At 39.3% G+C, this 17,307-nt stretch carries 21 protein-coding genes; 16 read left to right on the top strand and 5 right to left on the bottom strand.

Annotation, left to right across the window (positions count from 1 at the left end; translation table 11 throughout):
- Position 1: 1 nt before the first annotated feature.
- Genes FTU77_RS09785 through FTU77_RS09775 form a run of 3 tightly spaced genes read left to right on the top strand, consistent with a single transcriptional unit; the run spans position 2 to position 3,526 of the window.
- Positions 2–583, top strand: coding sequence for a hypothetical protein (locus tag FTU77_RS09785; RefSeq protein WP_180003511.1), 582 nt, complete (start codon positions 2–4; stop codon positions 581–583).
- A complete protein-coding gene (locus tag FTU77_RS09780; protein WP_180055679.1) occupies positions 567–2,879 on the top strand; it encodes a hypothetical protein in 2,313 nt (770 codons plus the stop codon). Before FTU77_RS09785 ends, FTU77_RS09780 begins: the two co-directional genes overlap by 17 nt.
- The gene (locus FTU77_RS09775; RefSeq protein ID WP_180005344.1) at positions 2,876–3,526 is read left to right on the top strand and encodes a hypothetical protein; all 651 of its coding nucleotides are present in this window, start codon (positions 2,876–2,878) and stop codon (positions 3,524–3,526) included. The genes FTU77_RS09780 and FTU77_RS09775 overlap by 4 nt, the downstream gene beginning before the upstream one ends.
- Before the next feature lie 43 nt (positions 3,527–3,569).
- Here the strand turns inward: FTU77_RS09775 and FTU77_RS09770 are convergent, their stop codons facing one another.
- The gene (locus FTU77_RS09770; protein WP_180010769.1) at positions 3,570–4,490 is read right to left on the bottom strand and encodes a Dyp-type peroxidase; all 921 of its coding nucleotides are present in this window, start codon (positions 4,488–4,490) and stop codon (positions 3,570–3,572) included.
- Between the two features lie 158 nt (positions 4,491–4,648).
- Between FTU77_RS09770 and FTU77_RS09765 the strand changes: the two genes are divergently transcribed.
- Complete coding sequence (locus FTU77_RS09765) at positions 4,649–5,269, top strand: LysE family transporter (protein ID WP_180026143.1); 621 nt, start codon at positions 4,649–4,651, stop codon at positions 5,267–5,269.
- A gap of 106 nt (positions 5,270–5,375) precedes the next feature.
- Here the strand turns inward: FTU77_RS09765 and znuB are convergent, their stop codons facing one another.
- The 3 genes from znuB to FTU77_RS09750 are packed head-to-tail and all read right to left on the bottom strand — an operon-like array spanning position 5,376 to position 7,441.
- Positions 5,376–6,176: a zinc ABC transporter permease subunit ZnuB gene (gene znuB, locus FTU77_RS09760; protein ID WP_180024703.1), complete on the bottom strand. Its 801-nt coding sequence runs from the start codon at positions 6,174–6,176 to the stop codon at positions 5,376–5,378.
- A gap of 3 nt (positions 6,177–6,179) precedes the next feature.
- Positions 6,180–6,941: a zinc ABC transporter ATP-binding protein ZnuC gene (znuC, locus tag FTU77_RS09755; RefSeq protein ID WP_078194027.1), complete on the bottom strand. Its 762-nt coding sequence runs from the start codon at positions 6,939–6,941 to the stop codon at positions 6,180–6,182.
- Positions 6,942–6,943: 2 nt separating this feature from the next.
- A complete protein-coding gene (locus tag FTU77_RS09750) occupies positions 6,944–7,441 on the bottom strand; it encodes a transcriptional repressor (RefSeq protein ID WP_078191481.1) in 498 nt (165 codons plus the stop codon).
- A 139-nt stretch (positions 7,442–7,580) separates the two neighbouring features.
- Between FTU77_RS09750 and FTU77_RS09745 the strand changes: the two genes are divergently transcribed.
- The 12 genes from FTU77_RS09745 (at position 7,581) to FTU77_RS09690 (ending at position 16,956) form a co-directional block, all read left to right on the top strand.
- On the top strand, positions 7,581–8,420 hold the full coding sequence (locus FTU77_RS09745) for a metal ABC transporter solute-binding protein, Zn/Mn family (protein WP_180005341.1): 840 nt from the start codon (positions 7,581–7,583) through the stop codon (positions 8,418–8,420).
- A 170-nt stretch (positions 8,421–8,590) separates the two neighbouring features.
- Positions 8,591–8,989, top strand: coding sequence for an ATP synthase subunit I (locus FTU77_RS09740; protein WP_078194025.1), 399 nt, complete (start codon positions 8,591–8,593; stop codon positions 8,987–8,989).
- Between the two features lie 102 nt (positions 8,990–9,091).
- Positions 9,092–9,967, top strand: a complete 876-nt coding sequence (atpB, locus tag FTU77_RS09735) for a F0F1 ATP synthase subunit A (protein ID WP_078191478.1) — start codon at positions 9,092–9,094, stop codon at positions 9,965–9,967.
- Between the two features lie 84 nt (positions 9,968–10,051).
- Positions 10,052–10,297, top strand: a complete 246-nt coding sequence (atpE, locus tag FTU77_RS09730; RefSeq protein ID WP_000424060.1) for a F0F1 ATP synthase subunit C — start codon at positions 10,052–10,054, stop codon at positions 10,295–10,297.
- A gap of 38 nt (positions 10,298–10,335) precedes the next feature.
- Complete coding sequence (locus tag FTU77_RS09725) at positions 10,336–10,806, top strand: F0F1 ATP synthase subunit B (protein ID WP_078191477.1); 471 nt, start codon at positions 10,336–10,338, stop codon at positions 10,804–10,806.
- A gap of 12 nt (positions 10,807–10,818) precedes the next feature.
- Positions 10,819–11,355 carry a F0F1 ATP synthase subunit delta gene (locus FTU77_RS09720; protein ID WP_078191476.1) on the top strand — a complete coding sequence of 179 codons (537 nt, stop codon included), beginning with the start codon at positions 10,819–10,821 and terminating at the stop codon, positions 11,353–11,355.
- Positions 11,356–11,397: 42 nt separating this feature from the next.
- On the top strand, positions 11,398–12,942 hold the full coding sequence (gene atpA / locus FTU77_RS09715; protein ID WP_078191475.1) for a F0F1 ATP synthase subunit alpha: 1,545 nt from the start codon (positions 11,398–11,400) through the stop codon (positions 12,940–12,942).
- 88 nt (positions 12,943–13,030) lie between these two features.
- Positions 13,031–13,900 (top strand): F0F1 ATP synthase subunit gamma, encoded by an 870-nt coding sequence (atpG, locus tag FTU77_RS09710; RefSeq protein ID WP_078191474.1) that lies wholly within the window; start codon positions 13,031–13,033, stop codon positions 13,898–13,900.
- Positions 13,901–13,929: 29 nt separating this feature from the next.
- A complete protein-coding gene (atpD, locus tag FTU77_RS09705) occupies positions 13,930–15,324 on the top strand; it encodes a F0F1 ATP synthase subunit beta (protein ID WP_180055678.1) in 1,395 nt (464 codons plus the stop codon).
- 26 nt (positions 15,325–15,350) lie between these two features.
- On the top strand, positions 15,351–15,770 hold the full coding sequence (locus tag FTU77_RS09700) for a F0F1 ATP synthase subunit epsilon (protein ID WP_078191472.1): 420 nt from the start codon (positions 15,351–15,353) through the stop codon (positions 15,768–15,770).
- A 117-nt stretch (positions 15,771–15,887) separates the two neighbouring features.
- Positions 15,888–16,433, top strand: coding sequence for a hypothetical protein (locus FTU77_RS09695; RefSeq protein WP_168378804.1), 546 nt, complete (start codon positions 15,888–15,890; stop codon positions 16,431–16,433).
- Between the two features lie 217 nt (positions 16,434–16,650).
- Positions 16,651–16,956 carry a hypothetical protein gene (locus tag FTU77_RS09690; RefSeq protein ID WP_168378803.1) on the top strand — a complete coding sequence of 102 codons (306 nt, stop codon included), beginning with the start codon at positions 16,651–16,653 and terminating at the stop codon, positions 16,954–16,956.
- Between the two features lie 6 nt (positions 16,957–16,962).
- Here FTU77_RS09690 and FTU77_RS09685 read toward each other — a convergent pair whose 3' ends face one another.
- Positions 16,963–17,169 carry a hypothetical protein gene (locus tag FTU77_RS09685; protein WP_180055677.1) on the bottom strand — a complete coding sequence of 69 codons (207 nt, stop codon included), beginning with the start codon at positions 17,167–17,169 and terminating at the stop codon, positions 16,963–16,965.
- Between the last annotated feature and the right edge of the window lie 138 nt (positions 17,170–17,307).

Here is a 17,307-nt window from a genome sequence, read left to right as displayed (position 1 = left end):
CTTGAATAAATATATTTTAATTGGATTGTTTTTGATAAATTTCTTTTCTATCAACAATATAATATACGCCAAAGGGCCTGATTTTGAAATAGTTTCAAAATGCACAGACGAATATGAATCAAGTTGCAATATTTACAGAGTAGTTGATGGGGACAATAAATTATTGCTAGAAGATGTTAAGTCTCCAATTATCACAAAGATTAATAGTGATATATTTAGGGTTAGAGTTTCGTGTGGATCTCCATGCCAAGTAAACTTTTTTTATGGAGAAACTAGTGAAGATTCTACTAATGAATTTATTGCTTTTAATGAAAATAATCATTGTTTGATAGAAAGTGATAGTGTTAAGAAGAAAATATATGCAAGGATAATTTTCACTGGTAGGAAAAAAATTATTGCTGATTTAAATGATAAGGAATACTTGGGGTTAAATCAAAGATTTGATTATTATAATTATTTTAAAAAGAAAAGTAAATTTTTAGAAAATGGTAATTTAATATTGTTGGCAGATGATTATTCAAGTTTATTAATTAAAAAAACAATAATAAAACCATGCGGAGAAAATAATGAAGTATTCAGATGAATTTATAGCATTTGTTGCAACAATCTCTGGAGAAGCAGGTGTTTGTAGCATTACTTCAAAAAAAGCAGTTGCACATTGTATTATGAATCGATTAGGGTTTGGTGAGTGGGTAGGTCATCCAAGCATTATACAATATTTATATGATGATTTTGATGCTTTAACTGAACAAACGGCTGCTGTAAAAAAGGTTAAAGCTGAAATGAATTCTAATAAGGTTTCAAAGGATACTCAAGATATTATAGATGCTGTGTACCCTATTTACATGAGGGAAGAAGAAGATTTCACAAATGGAGTGGTATTATATTATAGCCCAAAAGCTCAAAAATTTTTGAATAATAAGGACCCAAAAAATTATAAATATCCACCAAATTTTGTCAACGAATTAACAGAAGAAGTGAAAATAAATGGTACTGAAAATGATGATATGTGCTGGATAAGGTATAAAGGAACTTCACGATTTTTTATTAAATTCATCGATCAATCTGCTAAAAAATTAATGGGATCAAGAGTCAATGTAAGTTATAAGAAGACAAAATATATTCCAACAATGAGTAATTTGTTAATAGATGAAGAGGGCTTTATTAGATCTATTTTAGTAAAGGGTGGATGGGGAGCAAGATTTTCTGTTGATGGCTCATCTGTGAAAGATGAAAATAATAAAGAATTAATGTTGATTGCTGATGGAAAAAACCATCATGTCATAATTGTTGTAGATAATGGAATGGGTGGTATAAAAACACGAACAGATAAACATAACCAGGAGCTACCACAAAATAATAAAGACGGAAGAGAAAATACTGAAAATAGTAATAATCAAGAAAATAATTCTAATAAATTAGATGTAAAATTTGATCTTAGAGTTTTAGATAGTGATGGAAAACCGATTTCAAGAATTTCTTATTTTTTAAAATATAAGGGAAAAGAGAAAAAACACTCAACTGAAAATGATGGTGTTGAAAAAGGTATTCAGGCAGAAAGTGGAGAAAAAATCGCAGTTTTAGTTAGTGGAAGAGATTCCAAACAAGAAGTTGGAATTTTCACTGTATTAAATGATAAAAAAATATATGATATACAAATTAAGTTACATAAATTTGAAATAATTTTTAGGCATAAAAAAAGTGGAAAATCTATAAAAAATTTAAATTTAGTACAATGGTACAGAGGTAAAGAATACCCTAAAAAAACTAATGATGAAGGTAAGATAATTGTAAATGCTATGCCAGGTTTTGATTTAAATTATAAATTAAGAAATGGTCAAAATTTATTAACAATAAAAGTCGATAAAAATAAAACTATTAGATTCATAGATGTTGACTCTCAGGTGTTGGAACAAGCAAGTAAAGATTTAGATTTGATAAATGCTGAAAAAAAATCATCAAAAACCAAAAATACTAGCCAAGAGCAACAAACTCGAGATGAAACTCCCAAAAGAGATCAAACACAAGCAACAAGTCAAGATGGACACCCAAAAACTACAGTTAATGACAATAATGAAGAAGCAGAGTTCAGTGTTCTTACATATGATAAAAAAACTGATCAGCTATTTAGTGGTGGTAATTATTTAATAGAATATAGAGGTAACAAAAGAAATCATTCAAGTGGTACTCATGGATTAGGAAAAAAAATACATAAAGCTAATGTTGGTCAGAATATAAAAGTTATCACACTTGAATCTGAAAAGGAGATAGTCCATTTTAATGATGTAATCAGAAATGGAATGAAAGATATAGATTTAAAAATAGATAAACCTTCAATACCATTGGCAGTACAAGGAGTTAATGTTGGATTTAATGGTGTAGCTGAACAGTGGAGGAAAGATATTGTTAGTCAAAAAACAAAAAATGTACTAGCGTATCTTGCGAAGGAAGCGGGAATGAAAGAAATTCTGATCACAAGTACTATAAGAACTCCAGAATCACAAGCAAGAGCAATGTACAACACAACTATTAGTTACAGTGCACCTGGTGAGGCAGTAAAAAGAGTACGTGATGATTGTAAGAAAAAAGGCTTATCTAAAGATGCTACCATAAAAAAAATGGTTGAAAAAATTATTGAGTTTCAAGGTAAAGGACTAAGAGTTTCGCTGCATTGTGTATCTCAAACTCAGTATGAAAAGATGAATGTAGTAGACATTGGATTAAATAGTAATGGATTTGGTTCGAATACAAACTTAAGTAATTTAGGGCAAAAATTTAAAAATGTCTGTATTAAAGCTAAGTCTGAAGGAAAAATTTCTGGATTTATTCCAGGTGATGCAAAAGGTGAGGGCGCTATGCATATTGAGATTATGCAATGAATTTTTATCATATAATAATAGCTTGTAGTTTGTTAGTAGGATGTAATTCATCGGATCGCGAACAAAATATTGATTTAAATGCAGTTAGTAATAAAAATGAGAAAATATATGAAAGAGTTGATTTTTATTATGCGTTTAAACAATGCAATGTCAAACGGAATTGCAGAATTCTTAAGCCTAGTGTGCTAGATGAAAGTTATTTTCTAAATGCTTACAAACCAAATAACGATGAGTTTTTTATCAAAAAAAATGGTGAAAATTACGAAATTTTTTACAAAATTTTTATGATAGAAAATATTGAGATGGGATGGGCCAAGTTAACTCGGTTAAACAATAATGAAAATCTGATTTTTAATGTCGATAAAATATTTCAATCCTATGGAAAGATGAACCCAATAGGAGGAGGTGATTCTTTTAAAGATGTTGAATCATCTAAATCAAAAGAAAGTATTTATTACCTTAATGAATATTATGATGAATATTCATTTAAGCAACCGCAAAAAATTATTTTGGAAAAACAAAAAGACAATACTTACTTATTGGATTGTAATTCTTATATGAGTGATTTAGATCCAAAAAACAATTTTTCCGGAATTTTTTATAGAGTGTGTTCTGAGGGAGAGAAAATTTATTTTAAAATAATTTGATTTTCTAAGAATAAAAAGCCGACACTCGTCGGCTTTTTCTACTTTACCCTTCTAAAACTTCTTCCAATAACTCTTCACTCGGTGCAAAGTAATAAGCGCCATCCATAGGAGTGACAAAGTGAAGTAAGCGGTCATGAATGCCGTCACCACTGGTGCCAAACATACGTACTAGCATGCTGTCGATAATGCTTAAATCATTGGTATATGCCACAAAGAACAAGCCTTGATCGCCACGGCCATCACCATAAGGGAGTGAATGACGCAAAATCGCCATTTCTTCACCTTCACCATCTTCTACAACTGTACGTGATACATGTGAGTTTTCAGGCTGTTCATCTTCATCTAACTCAATAGACTCAAGTTTAGTACGGCCAATTACATGCTCTTGCGCATCGACTTTCAGCTTTTTCCATTTATCCAAATTATGCGCATAACGCTGTGCAAAAATAAAAGAGCCATTGGCAAATACGCCAGCTTCTTCAGCTAGTAATGCTGTTTCAGCACGATCATCTGGAAATTGCGGATTTTCAGTTCCGTCAATAAAGCCGGTTAAATCACGGCCATCAAAATTGCGGAAGCACACACGTTCATCCAGTACGTCAACTTTATCTTGAATACCATCAAAGAATGCTTGGCTCAGCGCAAAGCAAATATCTGTACGCTGTGCTGCAATATGGATAAATACATCTGCTGGGGCTACAGGCATGTTAAATGAACCTTGAATTGGATCAAGTTGTTTAAAGCCTGCCGGGGATTGACTGTAAAGTTGTGCCCAAAGTTCTGGTCCAAAAGCCACAGCCGTTTTAATCTGTGCATTTGGATGTTGGGTAATCAGACGATCACGAGTATTAAGTAAGTCTTCAAGTTGTTCTTTTAATTCGCTAATCGTTAAATCTTTTAAACGTAAAACAATAAAACGAGCATGATCTGAGGGTAATGGCAAAATTACAGATTGAGCAGACATTCATGGCTCCTAAAAATTATAATTTCTGAGTGGCTGTGTGTATTGTGCCTTAAGCAGCGCTGAGAGTGTAGCCTTCATTTGGCCTTTTAGCGTGCATTATTGTCATGAAAATAGAGTAAATGTCTATAATACAGACCCATTTCAAACTTGAGCTAATGATGTCCTATCAAATCTGGATTGCATATATGTTGGCATGTTGGGTGATTAGTGTTTCCCCAGGTGCAGGTGCAATTGCGTCTATGTCGAGTGGTTTGAATTATGGGTTTAAGCATGGGTATTGGAATGCCATCGGCCTGCAATTGGCACTTTTGGTTCAGATAGTCATTGTTGCAGCTGGGGCAGGGTTCTTATTTGCGACGACACCATGGGCTTTTCTGATCGTGAAATGGTTTGGTGTGGGCTATTTATTGTATTTGGCTTATTTACAGTGGACAGCGCCAACAGAGTCAATTGAAATCCAACAAGATTTACCAAATAAATCACCTTCAAAATTAGTTTTACATGGCTTTTTGGTCAATATGAGCAACCCTAAAGCGATTGTATTTTTATTGGCTGTTTTGCCGCAGTTTTTAGATTTATCCAAACCCCAATGGATTCAATATGTCATTATGGCTGCAACGATGATTAGCATCGATCTGATTGTCATGGCGGGGTATACCGGTCTCGCTGCAAAAGTGCTGCGGTTATTAAAATCACCCAAACAACAAAAATATTTGAATCGAACCTTTGCGGTATTATTTGCTTGTGCTGCGAGTTTATTGAGTTTGGTGCATCAATAAATCCAGTGAGATGATTCTGAGTATCGTATTTGACGTGCAAAAAAAGCCATGCAACTGCATGGCTTTTTTTTTGATATGTCGCGAATTGAACAATGAACGTTGCTACTTAAGCCACTTTCTTAAATTTTTGCATAATAAAAATTAGGGCAAAGAGCAGCGCCATAGTTAATACAATGGTCAGTCCTGTAGAGGTGTTTAAACCAGCACTTGACCATAAACCTACAGTTACACCGACTTGGGCAATGATGAAAGACCACAGTACCATTTGCTTCGGAGAATTTGCCAATAAACGAGCGGTTAATGCAGGAATCACTAACAGTGCACCCATCAGCAATGAGCCGACAGCACGTAAAGCCAATACGGTAAATAAGGCCAGTAACAACATAAAAATCAGACGTTGCCATTTGGCGCTGACACCTTCACTGACCGCAATATCGGGGTCAATGGCAATCTGAATCTGCGATTGCCAACTTTTATACAGCACGGTCAGTGCCACAATGATCACAATTGCAAAGACAGGCAAATCTGACCAAGAAATAGTGAGTAAATCACCAAATAAATAGCTGAGTAATTCAGGTCTTAAGCTTGGCAAATGTTGTATGAACAGTAAGCCTGAGCACAGGAGTGTTGCAGAACAAAGCGCGAGCAAAGCGTCATTGGGTAAGCGAGGGTCGTGTAACACCCATAAGATTGCAACCAATAAGAGCGCAATCAATGTAACGCCTGTCCAAAGCGGTAGACTCATCGCACCGGCAATGGCGACACCGAGTAAAGTGCCATGTGCCATGGTGTCCGCAAAAAATGACATGCGACGCCATAACATTAAACAGCCAAGCGGCGCAGTCAGGAACACCAGCAAAGTGCCCATGATCCATGCTGGCAAAAGGAGTTGTAGCCATTCCATCATGGATTATGCTTCCGGTTCAGGGTGAATATGGGGACGAGAGTCATGCTGGCAAGGCGTTGCACTATCGCCATGTGCACAGTGATCATGGTGGTGTTGATAGAACACACGGTTTGTCCCAAAGATCGCTTGATATTCAGGATGTTGCTGGACATTTTCAGGCAAGCCACTACAACAAATATGCTTATTGAGGCAAACCACACGATGTGTTCCTTGCATTACCCACTGTAAATCATGAGAAACCATCAAAACTGCACAGCCATATTTTTCTGGCAAGCTACGCACGTAGTCATACAGTTCTGCTTCAGACTGGATATCCAGACCTTGCATAGGTTCATCCAGAACCAATACATTCGGTTGACGCAATAAAGCCCGTGCAATCAATACACGTTGACGTTCGCCGCCCGACAATTGCTGAACTTTAGATTGTTGCAACTTGGCAATGCCTGTATCACGAATTATTTCTTGCTTGATATTGGCATCACATTTTTCTAGGGCCAATAAATCACACACACGTAGCGGTAAGCTGTGTGATGGATTAAATTTTTGTGGCACATATGAGAATTTTAATTTTTGTGTGCTGATCACTTTGCCGGAGACAGGTTTTACAATACCCAACAACACTTTGATGAGTGTGGATTTGCCTGCACCATTGGGACCAATCAAGGTGACAATTTCTTTTTCGTGTAAGGCGAAATCTACATTCTTTAAAATGTCACGTTCATCGATTCGGACATGAACATGCTCTAAAGCCACAATGGGCTTCATATTTAGTGTTTGCTGCGGCACTGCTGACAGATCCCTGAAATTTCAATAATACTGTGATGTGCAGTAAAACCATCGGATGCAGACAATTCATCAAGTTGCGCCATCAAGCCTTGAGCAGATGCTTCTTTGACTATTTTACAATCGGTGCAAATCAGGAATGCGGCTTGATGTCCTTCGCGCGGATGACAACATGGGATGTAAGCATTAATCGACGTTAGACGATGAATCAAACCTTTTTCAAGCAGAAAATCCAGCGTACGGTACACCGTCGGTGGCGCTGCAGGTCGGTCAGACTCACTTTTGATTTTAGCCAAAAGATCATAAGCGCCCATTGGTCCCGTTGCGTTCAATATCAGTTCCAATACTTCTTTACGCAAGGGCGTAAGTCGAGCACCCGTCGCACTACAGAGACTCTCAGCTTCAGCAAGGCGCTGTTCGACATTATGATGATCGTGTACACCATGCAAAGCATTATGATGTTCGTGTGAACATGCGCTCATAGCAAACCTCGAGTACGAAACTGTATAAAGAAAAAGACTTTAAATCTTAACATGAAGCGTAAGTACTTACGAACAGACGTAGGTTTTTTTACGATTTTGTTATATTATAACACTATTCATTTTATGGTGCTCTCTCCCCATGTCCCGTGTATTTCTTTTTTGTAGTTTGGCTTTATTCAGTGTGATGAGCTGGGCGCAAGGTCTCGTTGTTTCTACACAACCGATTTATCTAATCGCGAAGGATGTACTTAAGGGCGTAGAGCAGCCCAAACTACTGCTTGACCATCAATCTGGACATGATGTGAGCTTGACGCCTGCACACCGTAAAACCGTGCAAGATGCCAATCTCGTTTTATGGCTAGGCCAAGCGCATGAAGCGCCATTGGCAAAAATGTTGGGTGAAAGTGGTAAAAGTATCGCTATTTTAGACTCAGGCATTATCAGTGCGTTGCCTTTGCGGGATGTTCGTGGCAATGCATTAAAAGGCACAATCGATACCCATGTCTGGCTTGAACCAAACAATGCGGTTCGAATCGGCTTTTTTATTGCTGCTTTACGTTCACAACAGTTTCCAGAACATCGTGAAAAATATTGGGCCAATGCACGTGCATTTGCGCAGAAACTCTTGGTTACTGCGCAAAAAACCGATGTGTCGAGCCGTGCTCAACCTTACTGGTCTTACCACGATGCCTATCAATATCTTGAGCGCTCACTGAATTTGAAATTTACCGGTGCGTTGACAGATGATCCACATGTCGCGCCGACATTGGCACAAATCAAATACTTGAAAGACCATCGTGCTCAGCCAAAAGTATGCTTACTTGCAGAAGCACATGCCAGTCAAAATCAGTATCAAAAGCTCGGTGGCATCGTCTTTCAACCGGTTGACGAAACGATGAGTGGGGCAGGGGATTTTGTAACAGCATGGAAGATGTTGGCTGATGAAACACTGAAATGCACACTAAATGCACGAAAGTAAAGTAAAAAATAAACAACTATTGATTAGTTTGAAAGCAGTTTGCCAATTTAAAAAAACACGACTAAGGTCGGGAAAAGATTGCAAGTTAAGGGGTGTAACTCTATAATGCCTGCGATTAAAAATAATCATCAGTTAAACTTGTCAAGCAGAATTGCTGTGAGTGAACAAAAATGAGTCGAACTAGTCGCATGATTGATCGACGATTAGCGAAAGCTTTAGTCATCTTACAAGCAGTAATGATTCCTGTTTCAGCCCTGATTGGTTGGGTCCTTAAAGACACAATCACAGCATATAGTGCAGCTTTGGGTGCGTTGGTATGTTGGCTAGCAAGTAGCTACTTTTCATGGCAGTCGTTTCGTGCGGCTGGTGCCCGTGCCTCTAAACAGGTGCTGTCAAACATGTATCGTGGCTTAATGGGCAAGTTTGCAATCGTGATTGTTGGATTCATTTTGATTTTGATCAATGTCAAACCGTTGTCAGCGGTGGCATTGTTTTGTGGTTTTATGCTCGTACAAAGTATGTCGTGGGTCGCTCCTTTTTGGGCAACACGCTTAAAAAAACGAGTATAAACACAACAAAAAATTGAAAAGTTTTTTGGAGAGTAACGAGATATCAGGCAGCACGCGATATTCGTTTTCTCTATTAGTTTTGACATTGACCAGGTGTGATTTATGGCTGCTGAAGAACATGCCCTTACTTCGACCGAGTACATTCAGCATCACTTGACTAACTTGACCTATGGCAAAATGCCAGATGGTACTTGGAAGTTAGCTGAGACTGCTAAAGAAGCTCAAGAGATGGGGTTCACTGCTATTCACTTGGATTCAATGGGTTGGTCTATTGGCCTTGGTATAGTTTTCTGTTTGTTGTTCTGGGTTGTAGCGAAAGCTGCAAACTCTGGTGTTCCGACCAAGTTCCAGTCTGCAATCGAAATGATTATCGAGTTCGTTGACTCAAGTGTCCGTGACACTTTCCATGGCAAATCGCGCTTAATCGCGCCGTTAGCGCTGACCATCTTCGTGTGGATTTTCCTCATGAACTTGATGGACTTGATCCCTGTTGACTGGATTCCTTATACAGCTCAATTGATCGGTGCTAACGTGTTTGGTATGGATCCTCACCATGTTTACTTCAAAATCGTTCCATCTACTGATCCTAACATTACCTTGGGTATGGCATTATCAGTATTTGCGTTAACTATTTTCTATAGTATCCGTGAGAAAGGTCTTGTCGGATTCGGTGCAGAATTTGCACTTAACCCATTTAACCCAAGTAACCCAGTTTTAAAAGCATTACTTATTCCAGTAAACATTATTCTTGAATTAGTAACTTTTATTGCACGTCCAATCTCATTGGCTCTTCGACTGTTCGGTAACATGTATGCGGGTGAGTTGATCTTCATCTTGATCGCATTACTACCGTTCTGGATCCAGTGGGCGTTGTCTGTGCCTTGGGCGATCTTCCATATTCTTGTTATTACGTTACAAGCATTCATTTTCATGATGTTGACTATCGTATATATGAGTATGGCTAGCGAAAAGCATTAATGGTATTGCTCAACTGTCAAAGGGTGGTTGGGCACACAATTTTTTAACTTAATTTGGTATAAACCTAACCTCTGAGGAATTATCATGGAACTCACTTTAGGTCTAGTTGCAATTGCATCTGCTATCTTGATCGCTTTTGGTGCTTTAGGTACTGCGATTGGTTTTGGTCTTCTAGGCGGCCGTTTCTTAGAAGCTGTTGCTCGTCAACCAGAATTGGCTCCACAACTTCAAACTCGTATGTTCTTAATCGCAGGTCTTCTTGATGCTGTGCCTATGATCGGTGTTGGTATTGGCTTGTTCTTCATCTTCGCTAATCCATTTGTAGGTTAATCAGCTTAATTCCTAAATTAAACTATTGAGGAATAGCAATGAATATCAACCTCACATTGATTGGCCAAGCGATTGCATTTGCGATTTTTGTCGCATTCTGCATGAAGTTTGTATGGCCACCACTAATCAATGCGATTAGTGAGCGTCAGCGTAAAATCGCTGATGGCTTAAACGCTGCTGAAAAAGCAAAAGCTGACCTTGCGGATGCGCAAGCACAAGTGAAAGCTGAATTAGACGCGGCTAAAGCACAAGCGGCTCAATTGATCGAACAAGCGAACCGTCGTGGTGCGCAATTGGTAGAAGAAGCGCGTACTCAAGCTGCGGCTGAAGGTGAGCGTATTCGTCAACAAGCTAAAGAAGCTGTTGATACTGAAATCAATGCTGCTCGCGAAGAATTACGTCAACAAGTTGCTGCTCTTGCAGTTACTGGCGCAGAAAAAATTCTGAACCAGCAAGTTGACGCAGAAGCTCACAATGCCATGCTGACTCAGCTGGCTGCTAAACTTTAAGAGAGGCGGATTATGGCTGAACTCTTGACGTTGGCACGCCCATACGCTAAAGCAGCATTTGCTTACGCTTCTGAGCAAAATGCAACTGACGCTTGGTCAAATGCATTGAATTTGCTCAGTGCTGCGGTGCAAGACGAAGCATTTTCAGCTTATCTAAATCGCCCTGAGCTTACTCCTGCTGAGCAGGTAAGTGTTTTCGCAAAAGTTTTAGGTGAAGACCAGACAGCAGCAGTGTCAAACTTTTTGACATTGCTTGCCGATAATGACCGTCTGGCACTTCTTCCTGAAATTTCAGAAGAATACGAACAGCTCAAATCACAGAATAACAATACTGTGGATGTAGTGATTGAATCTGCATTCCCATTGACTTCTGTACAAGAACAATTACTTGCGCATGCATTAGAGAAAAAATTCGAAGCTGCCGTAAATGTTTCTGTAGAAGTTAACCCAGCGTTAATCGCGGGTGTAGTTATTCGTGCAGGCGACCAAGTGATAGATGATTCTGCGCTTAACAAGCTTGAAAAAATGCGGACTCGTCTTCTTGCTTAACAGCTCGAAGACTGAACTTTAAAAAGATTGAGGTATAGCGCAATGCAACAACTGAATCCATCCGAGATCAGTGCGCTCATTAAACAGCGTATCGGCGATCTGGACACCAGCGCGACCGCTAAGAACGAAGGGACCATTGTTATGGTTTCCGACGGTATTGTGCGCATTCACGGCCTTGCTGATGCAATGTACGGTGAAATGATCGAATTCGACGGCGGCTTATTTGGTATGGCACTGAACCTAGAACAGGATTCAGTGGGTGCCGTTGTCTTAGGTAACTACTTAAGCCTTCAAGAAGGTCAAAAAGCTCGTTGCACAGGTCGTGTATTAGAAGTTCCGGTTGGTCCAGAACTTTTAGGCCGTGTAGTAGATGCTCTTGGTAACCCAATTGATGGTAAAGGCCCTATTGACGCAAAACTTACTGATGCTGTTGAAAAAGTAGCACCAGGCGTAATTTGGCGTCAATCAGTGGATCAACCTGTACAAACTGGTTATAAATCAGTTGATACCATGATCCCTGTTGGTCGTGGTCAACGTGAGTTGATCATCGGTGACCGTCAAACTGGTAAAACAGCTATGGCGATCGATGCGATCATCGCTCAGAAAAATTCTGGCATTAAATGTGTATACGTAGCAATTGGTCAAAAACAATCGACTATCGCTAACGTAGTACGTAAGCTAGAAGAAACTGGCGCTATGGCGTACACAACTGTTGTAGCAGCTGCTGCAGCTGATCCTGCAGCGATGCAGTATCTTGCTCCGTATGCTGGTTGTACAATGGGTGAGTACTTCCGTGACCGCGGTGAAGACGCGCTTATCATTTATGATGACTTGTCTAAACAAGCTGTTGCTTACCGTCAAATTTCATTGCTTCTACGTCGTCCACCAGGTCGTGAAGCATATCCTGGTGACGTATTCTATCTACACTCACGTTTACTTGAACGTGCTTCACGTGTATCTGCTGACTACGTTGAGAAATTCACTAACGGTGAAGTTAAAGGCCAAACTGGTTCATTAACTGCATTACCGATTATTGAAACTCAAGCCGGTGACGTATCTGCATTCGTACCTACAAACGTAATTTCGATTACTGACGGTCAGATCTTCTTAGAAACATCATTATTCAACGCAGGTATTCGTCCTGCTGTGAACGCGGGTATCTCTGTATCACGTGTTGGTGGTTCTGCTCAAACTAAGATCATCAAAAAATTGTCAGGTGGTATCCGTACCGCTCTTGCGCAATACCGTGAATTAGCTGCGTTTGCTCAGTTCGCTTCTGACCTTGACGAAGCAACTCGTAAACAGCTTGAACATGGTCAACGTGTAACTGAGCTTATGAAGCAAAAACAATATGCTCCATACTCAATTGCTGACCAAGCTGTTTCAATTTATGCATCTAACGAAGGCTACATGGCTGACGTAGAAGTGAAGAAAATCGTTGCATTTGATGCTGCGTTGATCTCTTACTTCCGTTCAGAAAATGCTGCGTTAATGCAAAAAATTGACGAGACTGGTGCTTACGATAAAGAAATCGAAGCAGCAATCAAAGCAGGTATTGAAAGCTTTAAAGCGACTCAAACTTACTAAGATTCAACTGTGTTGAATCTGGTTTTGGTTTGGTTCACGGATCAACCTTCGGAAGCTCGAAAGGGCTTTCGAATACTAGGTTAAGCGTATGGCAAATTTAAAAGAAATTCGCGCCAAAGTAGCTAGTATCAAAAGCACGCAGAAAATTACTCGCGCGATGCAGATGGTAGCAGCTTCTAAGATGCGTCGTGCGCAAGAGCGCATGGCTCAAGGCCGTCCGTATGCCGAAAATATGCACCGTGTAATTGCTCATTTGGTACAAGCGAACCCTGAATACAAACACCGTTATATGGTTGAACGTCCTGTAAAGCGCGTTGGCTATATCATTGTTTCTTCAGATCGTGGCCTTGCTGGTGGTTTGAACATTAACTTGTTCAAAAAAGTGGTAAAACACGTGCAACAGCAACAAGAGCAGTCAATTGAAGTTCAATTTGCTTTAATTGGTCAAAAAGCGGTTTCGTTTTTTAAAAACTACGGCGGTAAAGTTCTTGGTGCAACTACAAACGTAGGTGATGCTCCGAGTCTTGAACAGTTAACTGGTTCTGTACAGGTGATGTTAGACGCGTTTGATAAAGGCGAGTTAGATCGTATTTATCTAGTGTCAAACGGCTTTGTCAACGCCATGACTCAAAACCAAAAAATCGAACAGCTTGTTCCTTTAGCAGCTGCTGAGGAAAGCGAAGGTCTAAACCGTCAATACGGTTGGGACTATATCTATGAACCAGAAGCTGAAGAGCTTTTAAATGGTTTATTGGTTCGTTACATTGAGTCTATGGTTTATCAAGGTGTGATTGAAAACATCGCATGTGAACAGTCTGCTCGTATGGTTGCAATGAAAGCTGCAACTGATAACGCGGGTGAATTGATCAAGAGCCTACAACTTATTTATAACAAGCTGCGTCAAGCCGCGATTACTCAGGAAATCTCTGAGATCGTTGGTGGTGCCGCTGCCGTTTAACATTATTAGTTTGAATTGAGGAGACAGCAATGAGTAGCGGTCGTATCATTCAGATCATCGGCGCGGTTATCGACGTCGAGTTTGAACGTAACAGCGTTCCTAAGATCTATGACGCTCTCCATGTTGATGGTACTGAAACTACATTAGAAGTTCAGCAGCAACTTGGTGATGGCGTAGTTCGTACTATTGCAATGGGTTCTACTGAAGGCCTTAAGCGTGGTCTTACTGTAACTAACACTGGCGCGCCTATCTCTGTACCTGTAGGTACTGCATGTTTAGGTCGTATCATGGACGTTCTTGGTCGCCCTATCGACGAAGCTGGTCCTGTTGGTACTGAAACTCGTTTACCAATTCACCGTCAAGCGCCTTCTTATGCAGAACAAGCGGCTTCTACTGACCTTTTAGAAACTGGTATTAAAGTCATTGACTTACTTTGCCCGTTCGCTAAAGGCGGTAAAGTTGGTCTGTTCGGTGGTGCCGGTGTTGGTAAAACTGTAAACATGATGGAGTTGATCAACAACATCGCAAAAGCTCACTCAGGTTTATCTGTGTTTGCTGGTGTTGGTGAACGTACTCGTGAAGGTAACGACTTCTATCACGAAATGAAAGACTCTAACGTTCTAGACAAAGTAGCAATGGTCTACGGTCAGATGAACGAGCCACCAGGTAACCGTTTACGCGTAGCGTTGACTGGTTTGACTATGGCTGAGTACTTCCGTGACGAAAAAGACGAAAACGGTAAAGGCCGTGACGTTCTATTGTTCGTCGACAACATCTATCGTTATACACTAGCGGGTACTGAAGTATCAGCACTTCTAGGTCGTATGCCATCTGCAGTAGGTTACCAACCGACTCTTGCAGAAGAGATGGGTGTTCTTCAAGAACGTATTACGTCTACTAAGTCTGGTTCTATTACGTCAATCCAAGCGGTATACGTACCTGCCGATGACTTAACAGATCCATCGCCTGCTACTACCTTCGCTCACTTGGACGCGACTGTTGTATTGAGCCGTGACATCGCATCTTCTGGTATTTACCCAGCGATCGATCCACTTGACTCTACTTCACGTCAGTTAGATCCACTTGTAGTGGGTACTGAGCATTACGAAATCGCTCGTTCAGTTCAAAACGTTCTTCAACGTTACAAAGAATTGAAAGACATTATCGCAATTCTTGGTATGGACGAATTGGCAGAAGAAGACAAACTTACTGTATACCGTGCACGTAAGATCCAACGTTTCTTCTCTCAACCGTTCCACGTAGCTGAAGTGTTTACTGGTGCTCCTGGTAAACTTGTACCGCTTAAAGAAACAATTCGTGGCTTTAAAGGTCTTCTAGCTGGTGAATACGACCACATTCCAGAACAAGCGTTCTACATGGTTGGTGGTATTGACGAAGTTATTGCTAAAGCTGAGAAACTTTAATTAGTTACCTAATTTAGGAGATTCTCATGTCAACTATGCAATGTGACGTTGTAAGTGTTAAAGAGTCTTTGTACTCTGGCACTGTAACTATGCTAATTGCTAAAGGTGCTGGTGGTGAGTTGGGTATTATGCCTGGCCATGCACCACTAGTAACTTTGCTCAAGCCGGGCGCAATCCGCGTTCTGCTTGAAAATGGTACAGAAGAATTAATCTATGTATCAGGTGGTGTACTAGAAGTTCAACCGCACGTTGTTACTGTACTTGCAGATACCGCAGTACGTGCTGACAACCTTGATGAAGCAGCAATTATTGAAGCTCGTAAACAAGCTGAACAATTGTTAGCAAATCAAAAGAGCGACTTGGACTCAGCTGCTGCTTTGGCTGCTCTTGCAGAAACTGCTGCTCAGTTGGAAACCATCCGCAAAATCAAAAACCGCGCTCAATAAGACGCTGTTCGAGATTGAAAGAGCCACCCGAAAGGGTGGTTTTTTTATGTTCAAATATACAACTTAAATCGAGATGGATATAATATTTAGCAAATAAATCTTGATATAAAAAATAAAATGAAACTCAACATTAAAACAACCAATGAAGATTTTTATGTATTTCAGGTGCTAAATGAAAATCTGATGAATCCTGTTGTATATGACAAATTCGAAGTTAAGTTTCTCAGATTAGTGTTTAAATTTTTTATACTATTAATTGTCGGTCTCTTTATTTTTATTTTCTTCAAAAATGATTCTTCACTTTTGAATTACTTGATTGTTTTAGTCGCTCTTTTATTAGGATTATTGCCCAAAGTAAACTCTCTTTTTCAAAATATGTTTAAGATACGATATATCGATCATATGGCTGAAAATTCGAAAATTTTCATTGGGGATAAAGAAATTGAGATTACAGAGAAAAATCTTATCGAAAGTACTGAGTATTACACTCAAATTTTTTCATGGAGTTTAGTATCAAATATTGAGAAAACGCAAACTCATTTAATTGTTTTCTTCGGTATGTGTATAGGGATTATTTTGCCCTTAGACCAAATTAATAATGACGTAGAAAAGATAATACAACAATATTGCCCAAATATTGAGTTCAAAGAACATAACTGGTAAGTAAATTTCATTTGATTGTCTTTGATGAATTTGAAGTGATTTATTTGTAATGAATAATTGAGAAATTTCTATTCTCCATAATATTCACATCAAATCTCTTATCAAAATTTTCCCCTAATTTTTTCAGCTCAGGCTTTATATCTATCACCTAAAGTTGAATATATTTTATTCAATATTATCTTTATAGTGATTAAATTCAATTAGCTAGCATTGCACCATGAACCTTATCGCCTATGAGCCGCATTTTTGGGAACTTTATCAAGACTTTGATCAATATTACTTGAGCATAGCGGTTGATCTGAGTTCTGTCGTGTCATGTTGGGATGTTGAACTCACCCATGAAGAAGTTCAACAATATGAACACCGTGGACGCGTAAGTATTCAAGAGCTGGCTAAATCGATGGTTGCTGCTGCCTATAAAGGTGATTTTGCTTCATTAGAAAGTCGTTTAGTGAAACCTTATGAGCGTCAAGCGATGCAATCGGCTTTTAAAAAATGGCAAGATAGCCAAAAAGCAGGTTAATGCTCGTTATTCATGCATGGGTAAAATTGAAAACTCGCCGTGACTGATAATTTTAATTTTAAAAATTTGATCAAAGCCTTCATCCTGTGATGGAACTTGAAGCTTGCGATAAGTAGCACGCACGCCAACTTCTGGAATATGGGCTTTGCCTTCACGAAAACTGTTGCGCTTTAAGGTACTGTCCAAATCGGTTTCAAAATAATAAGCAATCACTTCAAACCCAGTGTCAACGGCATTCTAAAATTGACCCCTTTTACCTTACAAATGGCAAAGTAAAATTGACCCCTTTGATCTCGTATTAAGTTTCAACCTGGGGCTGAATCCCAATTCTTTTTTTATCCTTCAAACGAT

It is taken from the genome of Acinetobacter sp. YH12142 (assembly GCF_013418435.1).
GTDB lineage: Bacteria > Pseudomonadota > Gammaproteobacteria > Pseudomonadales > Moraxellaceae > Acinetobacter > Acinetobacter amyesii.
The sequence above is the reverse complement of the archived record's forward strand: the minus strand, read 5'-3'. Positions and strand labels throughout refer to the sequence as shown.